Here is a 15,610-nt window from a genome sequence, read left to right on the forward strand (position 1 = left end):
ACATGTGGGGGCATAGGCGCGCATGAATGTTTTTCGTCTATTACAGTGGTGCCATTGCCGTTCATTCCCACCAGCGACTTCAGGAGCACGACGTGTCCTCTCCATCCACCGTCTCTTTGGAGCGGATCCGCAGTATGCTCGCTGGCCGCGATTTGAACTATGGTGACTATGCCGAATCAGAGTTGCTGGTTCCTACAGCGAATGCCATTTTCTTGTGGGACACATCCAATCCCCAGATCCTTCAACTGCGCGCCCATTGGCGTGGCACGGCCGAGGATGACGCGCAATTCGTTACCCTCACTCACGAGGTGGCCACCTGCAACACCACCCGCACCGGCCCGAAGGCCTATCTTGCTCCCTTTGAGGATGGCACACGCTATGGCTTGATCGCTGAGTGCAATGTTGTTGCTTCTAGCGGCCTTACCGAAGCCCAGCTTGATGCGTTCTGCGAAACCTCCATGGAGATGATCTTGTCTTTCTTCCATGATCTTGAGCTTGCTCACCCAGAGATGGTCACCTGGTCAGATAACACGCAGGGGGCTCAAGCATGACTCTCTACGCTGTTCCCAATGACGATGTCACGCCCTATCCTGTTGATTTCGAGCGGATGTGTACAACCTTGCAGGATATGGGCTATCAGGTTGACATTATCGTTGAAGGCCGCGCTGCAGGGGCTGTCTTTGACAAGGTCCCTATGCTCTTCTCTTTCGATTCTTCGGGTCGTTTCTTATCGATTCGTTCCATGTGGGAGACGACGCTGTGCGCGGACTCCTACAGCGCGCACATGTTCGCCATCCTGGATGGTTGGAATCGTGAGAAGTATTTCCCCACCGTTTATTGGATGCCGACCGAGTCAGGCACTGTTCAAGTCTGCGCTGACTTCGTAGTGGACACTCGGGCTGGATTGTCAGTTGCACAGTTACGCGACAATCTCGGTGCGGGCATTTCGACGGGCATCAGTGCGATTGAGTATGCGCGTGAGGCTGTGGAGCAGTGCTTAGGCGTTTGTGATGAGGACGAGGGTTCCTCAGCCGAATGAGTTCAACTCATTCAGCTTCGCTTCTTGCTCTGGTGGAACGGATTGGCCGCCAACACGGTCAGCATGTCCACACTCATGTGATTCCTTCACGCGAAGGTGTTATCGCCCCGTGGCCACAGTGGGTAAATGAGCGGGTCGTTGCCGCATGGGAACGTCATGGTGTTGACGCGCCCTGGGCGCATCAGGCGCACGCTCTGACGGCGATAGCCGAGGGTGCCGATATTGCGTTGGCAACGGGAACCGGCTCAGGGAAGTCCTTGGCTGCGTGGACGCCAATCCTTTCTGAGTTGGCGGCAAGCGCGTTCACAACGCGTATTTCTGAGGTTCATCGGCGGCCAACCTGCCTGTATGTGTCGCCAACGAAAGCGTTGGCGGCTGATCAGTTGGCTGCTTTGCAGCGTCTTTTAGCTGACAGTGAGCTGGAGGTGCGAGCCGCGTCTGCCGATGGGGATACTCCCCGGGAGGCAAAGGAGTGGGCGCGCGCCAACGCGGATATTGTTGTGACGAATCCTGACTTTGTTCATTTTGTCCTTCTGCCCGGCCATGAGCGGTGGACGCGACTACTGTCGTCTTTGCGTTACATCATCATTGATGAGTTGCATCATTGGCGAGGCGTCACGGGTTCTCATATTGCCCTGGTGATGCGCCGTTTGTTGCGTGCTGCGCACCGTCTGGGAGCCGACCCGCAGGTCATTATGCTCTCAGCGACGATTCGTGATCCCGAGCGCGTTGGCGAAACGATGATTGGCCGCCCTGGGGTGCGTGCGATTACCGAGGACGCCTCTCCGTCGGGAAGGCGGCATGTGGCGATGTGGCAGGCGCGTGAAGTTGTTGACGAGGATGCTTTGCCTATCGATTCTTTCCTTTCGGCTGTTGCTGGTGAGATTCCTGTGTTGGAGGCGCCGACTCGTCGGTTGAGTGCGGCCACTGAAGCTGCTCTTTTGACGGCTGATCTGGTGGCTGCCGGAGGCAGGGTGTTGACCTTTGTGCGTTCACGCGCGGGAGCTGAGGCGGTCGCCGCTCAAGTTCGTGAGCGTTTAGATGCTGTTGCCGGTGGGGATTTATCTCAACGTGTGGGCGCTTACCGGGGCGGCTACCTGCCAGAGGAGCGTCGCGCATTAGAAGGCGCGTTGCGTTCTGGTGCGGTGCGCGCTTTGGCGACGACCTCGGCGTTGGAATTGGGTCTGGATGTGTCGGGGTTGGATGCGACGGTGACGGCGGGGTGGCCGGGTACTCGCGCATCCTTGTGGCAGCAGGTTGGCCGTGCGGGCAGGGCAGGTGCCGAGGGCGTTTCCGTGCTGGTAGCTTCGGATAATCCTTTGGATACCTACCTGGTTCACCATCCTGAGCAGGTGCTCGCCCCGGTAGAGGCCGCTGTGATTGATCCTTCAAACCCGTGGGTTGTGGCTCCTCATGTGTGTGCGGCTGCGGCGGAATTTCCTTTCAGTGCTGAGGACGGTGATTTTGAGCGTTTTGCGTTGGAAGACGACGCTCTTTTGCGGGATTTGGTTGCGCAGGGGTATCTGAAGAAACGTGGGGGTGTGTGGCGTTGGGATGCGACTCGTCCAGATCGCGCCTGTGACATGACTGATTTGCGAGGCGGGGGTGGTGACGTTCAGATCGTTGAGTCCTCCACCGGAGCAGTCATTGGGAGTGTTCCTGATGGTGATGCTGACTCGCAGGTTTTCCCTGACGCGATCTATGTGCATCAGGGGAGGACCTTTCATGTGCTCTCCCTTTTGCCTGTCACGCCAGGTTCACCTCAGCGCGTGGCCGAGGTTGAAGAGGTTTCCACCCGCTTACGAACGCGCGCGAAGCAGCATGTGTCGGTGCAGATTCGTGAGGTTCTTCAGACGTGGGCCAGCCCTGACCAGACGGTGGTGTGGAACTTTGGGGCGGTGGATGTCACCAGCCGCGTGACAGACTTTGATCTTCTACGTCTTCCTGGTCTGGAGTTTCTCCGTAACCAGGAGCTCAGTCTGCCGACGCGAACCCTGGTGACGAAGTCCGTGTGGTACACGATAACTCCGGCAGCATTGAAAGCCATGGGGGTTAAAAAGGCTGATATTCCTGGCGCTCTGCATGCCGCTGAGCATGCGGCAATCGCCCTCTTGCCTTTGCTTGCGACCTGTGACCGCTGGGATTTAGGGGGCCTGTCAACGGCTGAGCATGAGGATACGCTCTTGCCAACCGTGTTTGTCCATGATGCCTACCGGGGTGGTGCTGGGCATTCTCAGTACGGTTTCTCGCATGCGCGTGAGTGGGTGGGGGCTGTTTTGGAGGCTGTGGCGTCATGCCCTTGCGATGAGGGATGTCCTTCGTGCGTGCAGTCACCCAAGTGTGGGAACGGGAATGAGCCCCTGTCGAAAGCCGGGGCGATCACCGTGTTGACTTATCTGAAGGATCGCACCCCTTAGAGGTTTCTCCTGTTGGTGTCGTCTCAGATACCGTGAGTGTTTCTCTGTTGTGCGCTTCGCCTTCGTTGGCTCTGCTCAGTTGTTGGCTCCGCTCGGGGGATTCTCGCACTTTCTTCCCGTGGCCTTCGTCGTGAAGGAGGTACCGACCGTGGGTTGATAACTTGGGCTAGATAACTTTAAGGGGCCGACCCTGTGGCCAGCCCCCCAAAGCATCCCATCAACACAGTGCGAGTTCTTCCCGATGCAGTCCCTTTCCGATAACGAGTCTCCTGTTTGACCCGTCACCTTCATGTCTGTTGCCACTACAGTAAAAGCACTTCCTTACGAGAGCTTAAGCAACACCTGAAAAATACCTGTGCATTTTTCGACTTAATGGCGAAAAAACCACCATATTGGTCGGTTTTTCCCAGCTTACTTTCATCTTTCCTTTTCCTCGTCAACTAAATGCTCCCAGCATCAGGAGATCAGGGCAGACGCTACCTCGTTGCACATACACGAGTGGGCTGACCAACAGGCCAGCCCACTCATGCATCCCATCAACACAGTACGAGGTCTCCAGATGTTATCCCTTCCGGTCAGGATGCCACTTGGCTGGCTCCCTGGCCTTGCGTTCTTCTTATGAGGAACACTAACTGTTTTTCCTGATGAGAGCTTCAGTGCAACTTATGAACTTCCTGTATTTTCAGAGTGGACCCGCTCTCGCTCGGGCGCTCACATCAAACTCCCACCCTCCCCATGCCCACGGGGAATGGACCACTGCTCGTACGTCCTCTCCCGACTGAGCACACCATCCCAGCCTGGCCCCATTGACCTCAGCCACTTCCATGACTCGTGCACAGGCATCGCACGAGGCCTCCTGCAAGACCCGCTGACGTTGGCTACACTCTGCTCCAGCAAGCGCGGCAACATCAGCAATAGCTTGAACGCGGACAGTATGGGCGTGGGCCGCAACAGCGCCAAGAACCGCCCCGCCACAGAGCAATACACAGGCAAGGATGCCCACCACAGCAATCGTGCCAGAGCCCTCTTCACCACCCTCGCCACCAATAGGCCCCCTGCCCCTGCCATACGTGTCAGCGCAATCCGGCATCACATCCCCACCTCCTCCCGCAAAGTCACGACCTCGCATGTCATATGCGGCGCCAACCACACCACTGCTGAACGAACAGGCCACTGCGCCCTAGCCCTCACCCACTGTCCTTCTACGGCCAGAGAGAGGCTCCCCGCCTCATATCCCGAAGGCAAAGCCAGGGGCAGGGGCAGAGGATTCAGAGTATCGCTCCCACCGGCAGCCTCACGAGCGGCATGGCGTGCTCCCTCCCTGGCCAACTGGCAGGCCTGCGCTTTCGCCTGGCCGGCATCAAGACCCGCAAGAATCATCGCAAGCACACTCATCACCGCGACTAGCCCCAAAGCAAATTCCACGCTGACTGATCCTGATTCAGCATGACACCTACTTTGAGGCAGGCCGCACCGGCTACGTACTCTCATCACATCTGCCCCTACCATCCCTTGCTCACCGTCTTAGAACGACAGTGCGCGTTCAATGATTCCCTGAAGGGCAGCGCGTACCGCGTCCGATTGAACAATGGCCAACAGAAGACCGGCAAAAGCGGCTGCGGCAACCGCTCCAATCGCATATTCGACAGTTGTCGATCCTTCCTCTGAGCAAAGATCATGGGGCGTATGGATGTCGTTCATTGGATTCTCCTTCACAAGACAGCCGCCAAGGACTTACCAAGCGGCGCAGCAAATCTTGCTGTCATCCCAGCCTCGCAAACACGCCTCTTTACCCCTAACGTCCGAATGCGTTGGTGTGGATAACGTCTTGCCCGCCGCCAGCCTGTGGATAACTCCAGACGCGCAGCATCCACACACCTGAACCCAACTCACCCAGACAGACCCTCCACGAGCACAACCACCAGGGGAACCACACCTAGGGCGATAAAAGAGGGCAACATAAAGACACCCAAAGGCACCACAAGCCTGACATTCAGACGAGCCGCCTGCTGTTGCGCCTGAGTAGCACGCCTTTGGCGCAGGCGCGCCGCTGCTCGCTCGCATCCAGGTACCGGCGAAACCCCATCCTCCCAGGCGGCTTGCAAAGCCTGCGAGAGCGGCACAAAGCCTTCGGGCACATGCCTCCAGGCGTCCTGCCAGGGTTGCCCGTGAAGCAATGCGCGGGCGAGATCCCGAAACTCCACCATCTCAGAGGCCTCACCCAAGGCGTCAAGCGCGCGGGGAATTGCCGCTCCACTTTCTAAAGCAGCCGCCACCAAATCACAGGCCAAAGCAGGATCCAGACCCTCAGGGGGACGGCCCCTCGCGTGCGCAACCATTCGCGCCGAAACCACATTGCCCGCAATCATCAGCACAACCCCCACCACAGCAACAAGGGCTCCCAGCACGCTGGATGTGAAGAAATGTAAAGGCTCTGCCCCCAGGGCGCCCGCAGCGCCCAATCCCACCAATGGCATGACATTAAGAATGTGCGCCGAGGCCGCAGGCCCAGCAGAAGCCACATCACGGGCTTCCTCGTCTGCTTCCTCAGTGTCAATGCTGCGCCCAATTCGGCTTAAAACCTCCGCAAGCGGTGCGCCCACCACGCCACTGAAGGCGCACGCCACCGCGAGCGCCTCCACAGCGCGACGCTGACGCTGCCCAGCAGGACTTCGCGCCCACCACCACATCCGCCACTCACGCAGGTAGCGTTCCCACTCGCATCCACCTGCCCGTATCGCGTGTAATAGACGCCCTCTCTCAGGCCGTGATCTGGGGAGAGCATACTGAGCGACCACGCCCGGCACGGCCCACCCTGACTCCCCCTCCCTCACAGCCACATCATCGTCTTCTTGGCAGCCCTCCCACCCACGCAGGAGCTTCCACCATCGAAGGCCGCCACCTCCTATGCGTCTTTGCTGCCCGCTGGGCCCTTTTCCAGCGGATTCTTCCCATGCTGCGCGCACGCTCTGCTGCCAGGCACGTTCATACGATGCCCCGGCTCGCAGATGCGCGGCCATTTCTACAGCAAGGAAACCAATATCAAGCGTCCTCATCATGCCCCTCACCGCGATACTTTCTGCAATCATCAGCGCCCAGCCCTAAAAGGGCCTGCAAACGCTCCCATGCAGGGCCAGGGCGAACGCGCCCGTCCTCGTCAATGAGCGCAGCGCACTCGCAACGCAGGCGCCCCTCAGCGTCAGCGATAACGCCCATCTGTGCGATACGTCGCTTCCCGCCACCCCCTCGTTCCATGTGGATCACCAGATCAAAAGCCGCACGTACCTGCGCTGCCAGCGCCTGCGGGCCAAGCTCAGCCAAGGCCCCTAACGCTTCCAAACGCGCGGGTACATCTTCCACGCTATTGGCATGAATCGTTGCCCACCCTCCGTCGTGGCCGGTATTCAAGGCAGCCAACATGTCCCGCACCTCAGCACCTCGACACTCCCCCACGATGATCCTGTCCGGCCTCATGCGCACGGCGGCACGGACCAGCTCCGAAAGACTCACCCCACCTGCCCCCTGCACATTGGCCGCCCGCTCTTGAAGATGCACAAGGTGGGGGTGACGGGGGCGCAACTCGGAGATTTCTTCAATGCACACCAGGCGCTGATTGGGAGGCATCACACTGAGCACCGCAGAGAGCAAAGTCGTCTTTCCGCTGCCAGTGGCCCCCGAAATCAGGCAATTCCGACGCCCTTTAATCGCCGCCTGCATCCAGGATTCAAGAAGATGCGCGCTCTGCCCCACACACATGTCACCCACCCCCAAAGTCCCCACATGCGGAATACGCAATGAAATGAGGGGGCCGTCGCCCGCCACCGGAGGGAGCACAGCGTGTAGTCGGATGCCAGAGGGCAGCGCAGCATCAACAATCGGGCTGGCTTCATCAAGGCGCCTGCCACAGTAAGCGGCAATCCTCACAGCTAACTGGCGGACATCGTCAACCGAGTCAAAGTGACGCTCGGCTTCATGCAGCCCATCACCGCGATCTACCCACACGTGCTGTCCATTCACGAGGATGTCCGTGACCGTGGGGTGTGCGATTAAAGGATCGATGATGTTGCCGAAAGAGAAGCTCTCCTCCACCGTCTCCTCTTGCGTCGTCTTGGTGGTCATGGCTTTCAGACGACAGGGAGATGTCCTCGTTTCGTCCTTTTCTTGCACTTCATCTACTTGCGGGCTTTGCGAGTGTGGGCGCTCAGCAAGGAGGTTCGACAGAAGATCCGCAGCGTCATTCACGGAGTAGGCACCCTGAGAGCCGCAGGTAATGACCGTGTGACCGCGCTGGCGCCACATGAGGATATTGCGATGATCACCAAGGAAAAGAATGCCCGGTGAGGAGTCCTCGCGAACGCGGGATAGTTCTGCTTGGCCACACGCACGCAGGCGCGTGTTGAGCTGGTTGATGGCTCTGGCCTCAAGGGCGTGAGCGTAGATGAACGCGGCGGTCATTTCTCTAGCTCAGCGTGAGAACTTGCGAATCACTATGGCAAGAAGGCAAGGTTGTGGAAAACTGTTTCATACCACGATGCCTGTGGATAACTCCTGGTTGGAATCCATAGACGGAACATCATGCCAGGTCAACCGCGTAGAAGAGGTTCCTTTGTGTCCTTAGTACCCATGCCACATCGCCCGCATACTGTCCCTCGGGCGGCAGCATTCTTTGATTTGGATAAAACCATCTTGGATACGTCCTCTTCTGTTGCGCTGCGCTCTCCTTTAGTTGATTCGGGCTTAATGACCCGCCGTAGTGCAGCCCTTGGTGTGCTCCTCCATCTGCCCTACCTTCTGCGAGGTGCCGATCACGCCGCTATGGAACGCATGGGCAAGCAACTGGGCGCGATGTCACAAGGATGGGATAGCGCTGTCCTTGAAGCAACCGTGCGCGACGCCCTGGCCACCCACATTGACCCCGTTTGTTTTACCGAAGCTCTCGACCAGATCGCCCTTCACCGTGCCGCCGGGCAGCCGGTGGTGATCGCATCGGCCTCTGTGTCCGAGATGGTTCGTCCCATCGGAGACCTCCTAGGCGCTGACTTTGTGATCGGCTCGGAGGCTGTCCGCGATGAGGATGGCACCTTCACGGGTGAGATTGCTTCCCTTAATTATGCTGATGAAAAAGCCCGCGCTTGTGCTGCCCTAGCCGCTGAACAGGGCTGGGATCTCTCCGAGTGCTTCGCCTATTCCGACTCGGTCACTGATCTGCCCCTGTTGGAGTCTGTCGGTCATCCTGTTGCCGTTAATCCCGACCGAGGTTTACGCGAGACTGCCCAGGAACGTGGCTGGCAGATCCTCACCTTCCAGCACACGGCGCGGGTTCGCTCGTCAGCCTCGAAGGCCGCACTCCCTGTCGCGGCAGGAACAATTGCGACGGGAGTGGCCCTCACTGTGGCCTATCGTTTGTGGTGCGCTAAGCGGGCGCGCGCGAGCCTCTGACGGGCATCAGCGCCAACACGCTCTGCCGCGCCGACACGCCCTGCCACTCAGGACGGGAGCTACAGTCGTCCGGCTTGCACATGGAGGGCGATGTCTTGCCCAATGCGCGCCCCTTCCTCGACGGCTCGGGCGAAGAACTCATACCATCGGCCAACACCATCAATAGCTGCGTCCGCGTCGGCAGAGGGGTGGTGCGCCTGCTGCCATGCGGCGAGGGCCTCTTCGCTGCCGGGAACTTCCGTAGTGTGCAGTGCGCTCATGACGGCCACGGCGCTGGGGTCAACGCCTCGTTCGATCAGGACCCAGCGGGCGAGGGTGGCTCCCATGGCTGCGGAGGCCACTGAGAACACAGGCGTCACCCGCAGGTAAGCGCTAACTTCTGCGGCACATATCCAGGCGGGAAGCTGCGCCTGCACAAGATCGCGGATGACAGCGAGGCCGCCGGGGAGAGCAGGGAAGGCAACCTGATCGGCACCAATAAGGCCCGCCGCAACCAAACCCGAGCACATGTCACGGTGCAGCGCGCTCATCAGTGCCGGCAGGGGACGAGGCCGATGCGGCGCGCGTACTCGCGCGTTCAGGGGAGCACAGTTGCTGGCGAGGTTCCACTGGGCCCTCCACAGTCCAATCGCGAGAGATTGGGAGGGGTCGAGGGCGGTGGGGGCGAGGTCGCGAGCATCCCGCATGGAGAGTTCGCGCAGATCATCAACGCTGATTCTCGCTCCTTCGAGGAGGCACAGGGCGGTGGCCTCGCGGATCGCGGCCTCTGCGCGGGCAGCTTCCCACTGACGTCGTAGCCCCTCATGGAAACGGAGGTCGGCAAGAGCCTGTTCTGCCTGTTGGCGGGCGTGAAGGACTGAAGGGAGCTGTGCGGCTGCCTGGAGGGTGGCATGATTGAGGGCCTCGATTTGCGTCACCCCCTTACCTTATGGTGGCCTGCGTGCTTCCTGCACCCCACATGAGCTGCGTGAAGGGTGAGATGTGTTTTCTTCCCGTCCCCCAGACACGAAGGGGCTTCACAGGGGATACTGGAAGGGTGACTCCACAATTGACCCAACCGACGCGCTTTCAGCATGTACGAAGCGCGGCCTTCGCGCTGGTGTTTGCACCTGTGGGATTGAGCTTGATGAATCTTTCGCTCGTTTCAATCCTGGCAGCAACAGCGGTGGGACAGCCTTTGTCTGCCTCGGCAGGCATGGTGGGTATTGTGCTGGCTGCGGTTCTGTTTTGTTTGATCGCGATTAACTCAGAAGAATCTGCCGGAGGCATGATCGCACTGACAGCGTGGTCGGCATTCATTGGCTTGTTGCACATGCAGGGCGTCAGTCCTGCGGCTGTTGTTTTACCGCTGCGTTCTGCTGAGATCACGGCCGCATTGCATTGGAATTACTTCCCCTATGCCACTACTGCAGTCTTTGGTGGGATGACCATTGCGATGTACCTTGTGCGGCGTGCTGCGACTCATTCTGAGTTGAGCGCAGAACAATTGTGGGATTCTCTTTTGCCGTCGCGACGTCATTATCGTGAACGCTCCCGCGTTTTCAGTGCCACGATTGTGGCGATTACCTTAGCCATTGGCCTGTACATCTACATGGCACCCATGGATTCGTCAGGCGTTGCAGCTCATGGTTTAACGGGTATGCAGCTTGGACACGAACCTCGCCCCTATGCGGGTATTCTTGCGGCGCTACTTCTGGGCGCTGTAGCGGTGATGACCCGTTGGTCCTCGTTGGGCCCTCAGGTTGCGATCTGGGTGTTCATGGTGATTCCGGCCTACATCATTGTGCCGGTGTGGGCTTCCCTGACCGGCCAGGTGGTCACCCCCGGCTTGTCGCCAATGACGGCACTGCAGATGGCAACACCCGTGGTCATGGCCTTGGGGCTCACTCTTGCTGCGGTGGCGGTTGGCCCGCTCTTGGTGCGGCGCAATCTTCGGCGGAGTTTGCGCGCTTCTCTACTGTCACAACAATCTGATTCAATTTGACCCCCTCCCGCCCTGCCTCCGCTATTGGGGCAGTGAAGGGCGTTATGTTTGCTTGGAATGGAGGCAACAATGGCGAACGATGATTTCACCACTCACGACGATCAACTCACTCCCGATACTCCCGAACATGATTCGGGACACCCTGCGGGAGAAAACCCTTTCTACGCAGAGGTTCCGTCAGATGATCTGGTGATTGACACTGCCATCGTTTTTGATGAGCCAGCAGACAGCGCGGCCACCGATTTCCACGCTGGTAGCGACGGTGAGCGGGTGGAGGAATCGCCCTCACTGCAGGACTCTTCCGAGGTTGAAGCAATTCCTGAGGGGCAAAGCGAAGCTCCCCATGACTACACCGTGACCGACTTTGGTGGCGCCGGAACCTCGGTGTCTTTAGAAGCTGACCAGCTTGAGCAGAGCGAGGACGAGGTCGCCGCCCCCGCTGAGGCCGACACCGCTGCTTTTGTGGGCGAGGCCCTTGCTGAGGATGGTGTTGTCGAAGAGGGAGCACCCGAGGATGCCCCTCACGACTACTCTGTGACAGACTTCGGTGGCGCAGGAAGCCCTGCATCCTTGGAGGCTGATATTTCTACGGAGGATGACATGCCTTCGTTTGAGGCAGTTGAGGGGTCCGCAGGTCCCGAGGATTCCGCCTCCCCCAGCGATGAGATCGCGGACGGCGACACCCAATGGCTCGCAGCGAACGCTGAGGCTGACACTTCAGACCAGCCTGGCGAGGGCGCTCCCCTCGTTGCCGATTTTGAGCTTGAGGCTGACACTGATCTGACTCGTCCTGCCCCTATGCTGCAGGACAGCGCCTCGGAGGTCCTTGCGAGCAACGCCTCCATTTCGCATAGTCTGATCGAGGATGCCGCGCCCGCTGATCTCTCTATATCGGCTGATGCCTTTGCCGCCGCTGCTCCTATTGCCGCGGCTGATGACGCCGCTCCTGTAGCCGACTTCGCACCCGCCGAAACTACCGCCCCTGTGGCCGATTTCGCGCCTGTGCCTGAGGAAACACCTACTTTCACCGACGATATTTCTGCGTCGCCTCAGATCGATGCACCCGAGTTGGCGCCTGCTGATACCCCTGTCGTGGAGGAAGAACCTCCGGCAGTAGCTGCACCAATCCCTGTCTTGCGCCCAGAACGTGGGGATGATTCGACCTGGCAAGAGATCAGCCGCCGCCGCTCCCTCTTCCCTCCCGTCAGCGAATCCTCCCTTGAGGCCGCTACCCCTGCACTCCCCGCAGAAGACGCGCAGGCTGCACACAGTGCCAATCCATTCGGTGCCGACGCTGTCGGTACCGATACCCCGATTGTCGAGGCCGACGCCCCCGCGGACTCTCTCGTTGAGGAGGCAGAGGTTCACACGACCACCATCCCTGTGGCCTCCCCAGAGAGTATGGAAAACTACCAGCCGGGGCCCCACTCTGGTGAGATTCCTGTGGATGTGCTCTCAAGCAGGGAAAAGGACAGCGATGACTTGTCGACAACAGCGATTCGTCGTGATCTTTTTGCTCCCACACCAACCGTGGATGAGGACAGCTCGGCCTCGTGGCATCAGGCGTTGCATGCGAGCGCGACTCCCCTCCCTGCGGGGGATACTCCACAAAAGCTTGATGACGCTATTTTTGAAGGAACAACGGTTGTTCCCGTAGTGCCGTCACGCGTGAGTGCCCATGTCGCTTCTTTACTGCTCACCCTGCTTCTCGTGCCAGTAACCTGGTACTTCTTTGCTGACGCTGGGGCTCGCATGACCTTAGCTGAGGGAGCACCGATTGCGAGTGGGCAGCTCTCCCTGTGGGCTCTAGCCGAGTTCGCCATTGGAATTATTGGCCTGCTCATCGTGATTGCTTTGGCCGCACGTTCGTCTGTAGGCGCGTGGGTGTCTGGTGTGCTTCTGACTGTTCTGGGCCTTCCGTGGCTGCTTGTTCCCGCCGCGATGATGAGCCTGACTCAAGGCTCCTTTGATGCTCTGGCTAAGTTCGGCGTGATTGGCCAAAATCTCGCTCACCACCTGCAGGTTTCGGCTTACTCAGGGCGCCTGCTCCTTGTGGGTCTTGCGATCTGGGGCATTGGTATCGTCTCTCATTCTGCTCGCCGGAAGGGCCGCTCTGAGGAGGCGCTCCGCGCCGAGGTTGAGCGTGTTAATCCCGTTGGCGCTCACCTGACATGGTCGGGCCGGCGCCGCGCTGCCAAGGAAGCCGCTCGGCGGGAACGTCCTCGCCACTGAGGACGTCTGAACTGCTCTTCGAACTGTTCACTGTCCTGTCCCTCCGCTGCTCACCAGCGGAGGGACAGTTTTTCTCTTCTTAAGCCTCTGGATGGACAGGCTCAGCGCGTCGGGCATCTCAGGACGCGCAGATACGGTCAGCGCTCAACACCAACAGCAGGGCATAGTTCTACCAACACGCATTCGTGGCAGCGTGGGGATTGGGCCGTGCACACTGCGCGTCCGTGCCAAATCATGTCGTGAGAAAGCTGCGTCCAGTCGGTGTGTGGAAGCAGCGTGCACACGTCTTTTTCGACCTTTGCGGGATTCTCAGATTCGCTCCACCCGAAACGCCTGGACAGACGACCAACGTGGGTGTCAACGGTCAGCGCGGGTTCTCCAAAGCAATTGCCGCGAACAACATTGGCAGTTTTACGGCCGACACCGGGCAGGCTTTCAAGCTCTGCTGCGCCGCGAGGCACTTCGCCGTCGAAGGCTTCAAGGAGCCGTTGGGCGACGGCGACGGCTTGGGCTGCGCGGCGTTTTTGAAACCCGAGAGGGCGGACGACGGCTTCAACCTCGTCAGTTGATGCTGCGGCGAGGGCGCGGGGCGTTGGCCAGCGGCGGAACAGTTCAGGGGTGATGGTGTTGACGCGCGCATCTGTTGTTTGGGCTGACAACACCGTCGCAACGAGGAGTTCGAAAGGCGAGGTGTGGTCGAGGCTGGTGCGAGCCTCCGGGTAGGTGGCGCGCAGAATGTCGACAATGCGGTGAGCGCTTGCAGAATCCATCACGTGGCCATCCTAGGGTGCTTCTGGCAAAGGAGGCATTTTTCGGTGCCCGTCATGAGGCCATGTGTGAACACCTGTGCACATTGGTGCTCGGGTGCGCGCATATTTCGACATCCGGCGGTCGGATTCCTAAGAAATCACTCTTCCCACTTGTGCCCGCTGTCACAGCTAGGCCACAATGGAACTGAACCATGAGCGAGATAGCCATATCCGCGCCCGAATAGAGACGAAATGGAGAGTTCCGAGATATGTTCGGTGACGGGAACTACCTCAATCAAGTACCACTCTTTGATGGTCTTGATGATGAACAGCAAGCTTCGCTGCAGTCAAAGATGGGCCACACCAGCCTACGTCGCGGTGAAACCCTATTCGACGAGGGCGACCTCGGCGACCGCCTCTACATCGTGACCGAAGGCAAGGTGAAACTCGGCCACACCTCCAATGACGGACGCGAGTCCCTTCTGGCAGTCCTCGGCCCCGGTGAGATCATCGGCGAACTGACCCTCTTCGATCCGGGCCCCCGCTCGACCACTGCTACCGCGGTTTCCCCCGCAAATCTTCTCTACCTTGAGCATGAGGACCTCATGGAGATCCTTGATGCGAACCCGCAGCTCGCCAAGCATATGCTGCGCGCATTGGCTCAGCGCCTCCGCCGCACCAATGAATCCCTGTCTGACCTGGTCTTCTCGGATGTTCCTGGCCGCGTTGCTAAGGCTCTGCTTGACTTGGCTGATCGTTTCGGCAACCCCACGGACAAGGGCGTTCATGTTCCTCACGACCTCACGCAAGAAGAGCTCGCCCAGCTCGTTGGCGCTTCTCGTGAAACCGTGAACAAGTCCCTTGCTGACTTTGTTTCCCGCGGGTGGATTCGACTCGAAGGCCGCGCTGTCATGCTGCTCGATGTTGACCGTCTGGCACGTCGCGCACGCTAAGTCCTCTCAGGTAATAAGGGTGTGGCCAGGAGTTTTACACTCCTGGCCACACCCTTTTTGAGTATCGTTTGCGGCGCGCTCAGGCTACCGGACGCTTCAGATAAGCAACGAGGTTATCTGAACCCGCCGGACCCGGCACAACCTGGACGAGCTCCCAGCCGTCAGCACCCCATTGGTCAAGGATGGCCTTCGTTGCGTGCGTCAGCAACGGAATAGTTGCATACTCCCATTTCGTCATTGCATGTTCCCTTTCAGATCACAGGATGATTCCAGCTTAGGGTAGGACCTGTACTCGGCGCGCAGCACTCTCACGCCTGCACCTCATAAAAATGCCCGCATCGCCTGTCTCCTCATCGCGAGGATCATGACAGATGACGCGGGCTTCAACCTCGTCACGGGGCCTTAACGGACAACCGATGACGAACGAACGTGGCTGAGAACACGGGGAACCTCAGCCGTACGAATTTCTTGAGCGAGCGGGTCGGAGGACGTGTTAATCCACTCCATCCAATTCGTCACATCGGAGTAGTGGCGCAAAATAGCGCGGCGTTCACGCTCAGTCAGGCCACCCCAGACACCAAAATTAGCTCCAGATTGCAGCGCGTCAGCAAGGCATTCAATACGTACCGGGCATTGCATGCACACCATACGGACCTGCCGCTGCGTTGAGCCTTGAACGAAGAGATTGTCAGGTTCTTGCTCAGCACACAGTGCATGCGCGACCCAGCTCTGGTCTTGATCGACATGTGTCATGCGTTTTGCTCCATCTCTGGTCGTCCTTGACTCCTGTCAAGAAA

The 15,610-nt window shown here is 59.1% G+C and carries 15 protein-coding genes and 1 pseudogene; 7 read left to right on the plus strand and 9 right to left on the minus strand.

Annotated features, from left to right (window positions below; all coding sequences use genetic code 11):
- Nucleotides 1-92: 92 nt before the first annotated feature.
- From EII11_RS03540 to EII11_RS03550, 3 genes are read left to right on the plus strand one after another with little or no spacing between them, the layout of a single operon-like run.
- Entirely contained in the window at nt 93-551 is a 459-nt protein-coding gene (locus tag EII11_RS03540; RefSeq protein ID WP_338068031.1) for a YbjN domain-containing protein, read from the plus strand.
- Nucleotides 548-1,039 (plus strand): YbjN domain-containing protein, encoded by a 492-nt coding sequence (locus EII11_RS03545; protein WP_124868665.1) that lies wholly within the window; start codon nt 548-550, stop codon nt 1,037-1,039. Before EII11_RS03540 ends, EII11_RS03545 begins: the two co-directional genes overlap by 4 nt.
- Complete coding sequence (locus tag EII11_RS03550; RefSeq protein ID WP_124868667.1) at nt 1,036-3,456, plus strand: DEAD/DEAH box helicase; 2,421 nt, start codon at nt 1,036-1,038, stop codon at nt 3,454-3,456. Before EII11_RS03545 ends, EII11_RS03550 begins: the two co-directional genes overlap by 4 nt.
- A gap of 682 nt (nt 3,457-4,138) precedes the next feature.
- Here EII11_RS03550 and EII11_RS10980 read toward each other — a convergent pair.
- The 5 genes and pseudogenes from EII11_RS10980 to EII11_RS03575 form a co-directional block, all read right to left on the minus strand.
- The gene (locus tag EII11_RS10980; RefSeq protein ID WP_124868669.1) at nt 4,139-4,585 is read right to left on the minus strand and encodes an Rv3654c family TadE-like protein; all 447 of its coding nucleotides are present in this window, start codon (nt 4,583-4,585) and stop codon (nt 4,139-4,141) included.
- Nucleotides 4,546-4,881, minus strand: a complete 336-nt coding sequence (locus tag EII11_RS03560) for a hypothetical protein (protein WP_165867049.1) — start codon at nt 4,879-4,881, stop codon at nt 4,546-4,548. Before EII11_RS03560 ends, EII11_RS10980 begins: the two co-directional genes overlap by 40 nt.
- Before the next feature lie 99 nt (nt 4,882-4,980).
- Nucleotides 4,981-5,121, minus strand: a pseudogene (locus EII11_RS03565) (DUF4244 domain-containing protein); the annotation flags it as partial.
- Nucleotides 5,122-5,345: 224 nt separating this feature from the next.
- On the minus strand, nt 5,346-6,515 hold the full coding sequence (locus tag EII11_RS03570; protein ID WP_165867050.1) for a type II secretion system F family protein: 1,170 nt from the start codon (nt 6,513-6,515) through the stop codon (nt 5,346-5,348).
- The gene (locus EII11_RS03575) at nt 6,499-7,911 is read right to left on the minus strand and encodes a TadA family conjugal transfer-associated ATPase (protein WP_124868677.1); all 1,413 of its coding nucleotides are present in this window, start codon (nt 7,909-7,911) and stop codon (nt 6,499-6,501) included. The genes EII11_RS03570 and EII11_RS03575 overlap by 17 nt, the downstream gene beginning before the upstream one ends.
- Nucleotides 7,912-8,064: 153 nt before the next feature.
- On the opposite strand from EII11_RS03575, the gene EII11_RS03580 reads away from it, so the two are divergent.
- Complete coding sequence (locus EII11_RS03580; RefSeq protein WP_240623044.1) at nt 8,065-8,895, plus strand: HAD family hydrolase; 831 nt, start codon at nt 8,065-8,067, stop codon at nt 8,893-8,895.
- A gap of 59 nt (nt 8,896-8,954) precedes the next feature.
- Here EII11_RS03580 and EII11_RS03585 read toward each other — a convergent pair whose 3' ends face one another.
- Entirely contained in the window at nt 8,955-9,812 is an 858-nt protein-coding gene (locus tag EII11_RS03585) for a hypothetical protein (protein ID WP_124868679.1), read from the minus strand.
- A 209-nt stretch (nt 9,813-10,021) separates the two neighbouring features.
- Between EII11_RS03585 and EII11_RS03590 the strand changes: the two genes are divergently transcribed.
- Both EII11_RS03590 and EII11_RS03595 read left to right on the plus strand, forming a co-directional pair.
- On the plus strand, nt 10,022-10,879 hold the full coding sequence (locus tag EII11_RS03590) for a hypothetical protein (protein ID WP_124868681.1): 858 nt from the start codon (nt 10,022-10,024) through the stop codon (nt 10,877-10,879).
- 69 nt (nt 10,880-10,948) lie between these two features.
- Nucleotides 10,949-13,111 carry a hypothetical protein gene (locus EII11_RS03595; protein WP_124868683.1) on the plus strand — a complete coding sequence of 721 codons (2,163 nt, stop codon included), beginning with the start codon at nt 10,949-10,951 and terminating at the stop codon, nt 13,109-13,111.
- Between the two features lie 137 nt (nt 13,112-13,248).
- Here the strand turns inward: EII11_RS03595 and nth are convergent, their stop codons facing one another.
- Nucleotides 13,249-13,881 carry an endonuclease III gene (gene nth / locus EII11_RS03600; protein ID WP_124868971.1) on the minus strand — a complete coding sequence of 211 codons (633 nt, stop codon included), beginning with the start codon at nt 13,879-13,881 and terminating at the stop codon, nt 13,249-13,251.
- Nucleotides 13,882-14,129: 248 nt separating this feature from the next.
- Between nth and EII11_RS03605 the strand changes: the two genes are divergently transcribed.
- Nucleotides 14,130-14,813: a Crp/Fnr family transcriptional regulator gene (locus EII11_RS03605; RefSeq protein ID WP_124868685.1), complete on the plus strand. Its 684-nt coding sequence runs from the start codon at nt 14,130-14,132 to the stop codon at nt 14,811-14,813.
- Nucleotides 14,814-14,892: 79 nt separating this feature from the next.
- On the opposite strand, the gene EII11_RS03610 is transcribed toward EII11_RS03605, so the two are convergent.
- Together EII11_RS03610 and EII11_RS03615 are read right to left on the minus strand one after the other, a co-directional pair.
- Nucleotides 14,893-15,051: a Sp36 family protein gene (locus EII11_RS03610; protein WP_124868687.1), complete on the minus strand. Its 159-nt coding sequence runs from the start codon at nt 15,049-15,051 to the stop codon at nt 14,893-14,895.
- Between the two features lie 164 nt (nt 15,052-15,215).
- On the minus strand, nt 15,216-15,566 hold the full coding sequence (locus EII11_RS03615) for a WhiB family transcriptional regulator (protein ID WP_124868689.1): 351 nt from the start codon (nt 15,564-15,566) through the stop codon (nt 15,216-15,218).
- Between the last annotated feature and the right edge of the window lie 44 nt (nt 15,567-15,610).

Source organism: Schaalia canis (assembly GCF_003858455.1).
GTDB classification, from domain to species: domain Bacteria; phylum Actinomycetota; class Actinomycetes; order Actinomycetales; family Actinomycetaceae; genus Pauljensenia; species Pauljensenia canis.

What these genes read in the sequence shown, in the direction of transcription:
- EII11_RS03545 (WP_124868665.1), top strand. Translation starts at nt 548, where the DNA reads ATGACTCTCTACGCTGTTCCCAATGACGATGTCACGCCCTATCCTGTT.
- EII11_RS03550 (WP_124868667.1), top strand. Translation starts at nt 1,036, where the DNA reads ATGAGTTCAACTCATTCAGCTTCGCTTCTTGCTCTGGTGGAACGGATT.
- EII11_RS10980 (WP_124868669.1), bottom strand. Translation starts at nt 4,585, where the DNA reads ATGCGAGGTCGTGACTTTGCGGGAGGAGGTGGGGATGTGATGCCGGAT.
- EII11_RS03570 (WP_165867050.1), bottom strand. Translation starts at nt 6,515, where the DNA reads ATGATGAGGACGCTTGATATTGGTTTCCTTGCTGTAGAAATGGCCGCG.
- EII11_RS03575 (WP_124868677.1), bottom strand. Translation starts at nt 7,911, where the DNA reads ATGACCGCCGCGTTCATCTACGCTCACGCCCTTGAGGCCAGAGCCATC.
- EII11_RS03590 (WP_124868681.1), top strand. Translation starts at nt 10,022, where the DNA reads ATGAATCTTTCGCTCGTTTCAATCCTGGCAGCAACAGCGGTGGGACAG.
- EII11_RS03595 (WP_124868683.1), top strand. Translation starts at nt 10,949, where the DNA reads ATGGCGAACGATGATTTCACCACTCACGACGATCAACTCACTCCCGAT.
- nth (WP_124868971.1), bottom strand. Translation starts at nt 13,881, where the DNA reads ATGGATTCTGCAAGCGCTCACCGCATTGTCGACATTCTGCGCGCCACC.
- EII11_RS03605 (WP_124868685.1), top strand. Translation starts at nt 14,130, where the DNA reads ATGTTCGGTGACGGGAACTACCTCAATCAAGTACCACTCTTTGATGGT.
- EII11_RS03610 (WP_124868687.1), bottom strand. Translation starts at nt 15,051, where the DNA reads ATGACGAAATGGGAGTATGCAACTATTCCGTTGCTGACGCACGCAACG.
- EII11_RS03615 (WP_124868689.1), bottom strand. Translation starts at nt 15,566, where the DNA reads ATGACACATGTCGATCAAGACCAGAGCTGGGTCGCGCATGCACTGTGT.